Source organism: Streptomyces sp. NPDC059853 (assembly GCF_042731495.1).
Taxonomy (GTDB): domain Bacteria; phylum Actinomycetota; class Actinomycetes; order Streptomycetales; family Streptomycetaceae; genus Streptomyces.
Map to the genome: position 1 here is coordinate 1 of NZ_JBHWJL010000459.1, position 2718 is coordinate 2718.

A 2718-nucleotide genomic window follows, 5' to 3' on the forward strand; every position below is an offset into this window, starting at 1 on the left:
CGGGTGCGGGGCGAGGCGCGGGGAAGGCACGGCGGACCGGGCGGGGCGGCGCGGAACCGCCGGGAGGGCGGGGCCGGTACGGGCCCCGCCCTCCCGGGTCAGTAGCGCTGCTGCTCGTTGTAGTAGTACCCCTGGTCCGCCGCCGGGTCGTAGCCGTGCTGCTGGGGCTGCGGGGGGTACGGGTCCTGCTGGGGCGGGTAGCCGTAGCCGCCGTCCTGGGGCGGGGTGCCGGTGGCGGCGGTCTCGCGCTGCTGCGGCACCCAGACACCGCCGGGCGGTGTCTCCTGGTAGTACGGGTCGGCGCTCTGCCACTGGTTGCCGTAGTCCTGCTGGTACTGCTGCTGCCCCGGCGCGGTCTGCTGCTCGCCGTAGGGCGTGCCGTAACCGTCGTAGCCGCCGCCGGTGTCGTACCCGCCGCTCTCGTAGCCGGCGGTGGCGCCCGCGTACGGCTCGGCGTACGGCTGCTGCCGCTGGTCGTGGTAGCCGTCCCCGTACACCGTCTCCTGGGGCTGCGGCGGGGCGGCGTACAGGTCCTGCTCCGGGTCCTGGCCCTGCGGCTGCTGCCCGTGCTCCGGCTGCTGGGGGGGCAGCGGCCGGCCCCACTCGTCGTAGCCGCCGTTCTCCGGGCCCGCCGTCTCGCCCGGCGGGGCGGGCGGGGGCGGCGGGGCGTCGTAGTCGGCCTCGTCCTCGCCGACCGGGTCCATCGGCCGCATCTCCACCGGCTCGTCGCCGCCCTCGCGGCGGCGCCGCTTGCTGTTGCCCGGCCGGCCGCCGAGCGCCCAGCCGGTGGAGAAGCCGCGCCGGAAGGACAGGGTCACGAACGTCTGGCCGGTCGCGAAGGCGACGGTGCCCAGCGCGATCACCGGGACGTAGGGCAGGATCACGCCGAACACCACGGCCAGGAAGCCGAAGAAGGCGAGCAGCCGCCAGCGGAGTCTGGCCTTGTACTGGAGCAGCACCTCACCCAGCAGCCACAGGGAGACGATTCCGAACGCGATGTAGAGGACCGTCCAGCCCATGTACGCCCCTCTCAGCTGTACTCAGCCGTGTTCGAGGTCCGCCCGGTGCAGACCGAGGTTCTTGTAGACGTCCAGCGTCGCCGTCGAGTGCAGCGTGGTGTTCAGCGTGACGAAGTGCAGACCGGGGATGTCCTCTTCCATCAACCGCGCACACAACTCGGTGGCGAACTCGATCCCGACCGAGCGTACAGCCATCGGATCGTCCTTGACCGCGCGGAGCCGATTCTCCAGCTCTTCGGGGAAGGTGGAGTTGCTGAGCTGCTTGAAGCGTTCGATCTGCCGGAGATTGGCGATCGGCATGATTTCCGGGATGATCGGGACATCGCATCCCGCGGCGGCCACCCGGTCACGAAGCCGCAGGTAGTCCTCGGGATTGAAGAACATCTGGGTGAGCGCGAAGTCCGCCCCGGCCCGGCACTTGTTGATGAAATGCCGGATATCCGTCTCCCAGTCGGTGGATCGCGGATGCATCTCCGGAAATGCCGCGACCCCGACACAGAAATCGCCCGACTCCTTGATCAGGCTGACCAGTTCAGCGGCGTAGGTCACACCGCGCGGATGCGGCACCCACTCCCCCATCGGGTCGCCGGGCGGGTCGCCGCGCAGGGCCAGCATGTTGCGGATGCCGCCGTCCGCGTACTGGCCGATGATGTTGCGCAGCTCGGACACGGAGTGGTTGACGGCCGTGAGGTGGGCGACCGGGGTGAGGGTCGTCTCGGTGGCGATCCGCTCGGTGGCCCGCACGGTGCGCTCGCGGGAGGAGCCGCCGGCCCCGTAGGTCACGGAGACGAAGGTCGGGCCCACGGCCTCGACCCGGCGGATGGCGTTCCACAGGGTGCGCTCACCCTGCTCGGTCCTGGGCGGGGTGAATTCGAAGGAGTAGGAACGCTTACCGGCGGCGAGGAGATCGCGCACCGTGTGCGCCCGGTCATTCATCGTGGACGGAATCCCAAGGGCCATGCGCGCAGGCTACCCAGAGCGACGGCGATCTCCCACGCGTGTCCGGTCCCCGGACGGGCGTGCGGCATCACCCGGCGCGCAGCCGCGCGGCGAGCGCGCCGGCCGCGGCTCCCGGGTCGTCGGCCTCGGTGAGGGCGCGGACCACCACGATCCGCCGGGCCCCGGCCTCCAGGACCTGGTCGAGGTTGCCCGCGTCGATGCCGCCGATCGCGAACCAGGGGCGGGCGGGGCGCAGCGAGGCGGCGTAGCGCACCAGTGGCAGCCCGGGGGCGGCCCGGCCGGGTTTGGTGGGGGTGGGCCAGACGGGGCCGGTGCAGAAGTAGTCGACGCCGGGCTGGGCGAGCGCGGCGTCCACCTGGTCCCGGCTGTGGGTGGACCGGCCGATGCGCACCCGGTCGCCGAGCAGCGCGCGGGCGGCGGGCACCGGCAGATCGCCCTGGCCGAGGTGGAGCACGTCGGCGCGGGCGGCGTGCGCGACGTCCGCCCGGTCGTTGACGGCGAGCAGCCGGCCGTGCCGCCGGCAGGCGTCGGCGAAGACCTCCAGCAGTTCCAGTTCCTCGGCGGCCTCCAGGCTCTTGTCGCGCAGCTGCACGATGTCGACGCCGCCGGCCAGCACCGCGTCCAGGAAGTCGGGCAGGTCGCCCTGCCGCTTTCTGGCGTCGGTGCACAGATACAGCCGGGCGGCGGCGATGCCGTCGGTCACGGCTCCCCCTCGTGGTGGTGAACGGATGTGGTGCGG

The 2718-nt window shown here is 72.4% G+C and carries 3 protein-coding genes; all 3 read right to left on the bottom strand.

The genetic code is table 11. From position 1 onward, the window contains the following. Positions 1-98 precede the first annotated feature (98 nt). Positions 99-1019, bottom strand: coding sequence for a hypothetical protein (locus ACFV5N_RS26685; protein ID WP_385604768.1), 921 nt, complete (start codon positions 1017-1019; stop codon positions 99-101). Positions 1020-1040: 21 nt separating this feature from the next. Continuing rightward, on the bottom strand, positions 1041-1979 hold the full coding sequence (gene metF / locus ACFV5N_RS26690; protein ID WP_385604771.1) for a methylenetetrahydrofolate reductase [NAD(P)H]: 939 nt from the start codon (positions 1977-1979) through the stop codon (positions 1041-1043). A gap of 67 nt (positions 1980-2046) precedes the next feature. Further along, positions 2047-2709 (bottom strand): thiamine phosphate synthase, encoded by a 663-nt coding sequence (gene thiE, locus ACFV5N_RS26695; protein ID WP_385604774.1) that lies wholly within the window; start codon positions 2707-2709, stop codon positions 2047-2049. Between the last annotated feature and the right edge of the window lie 9 nt (positions 2710-2718).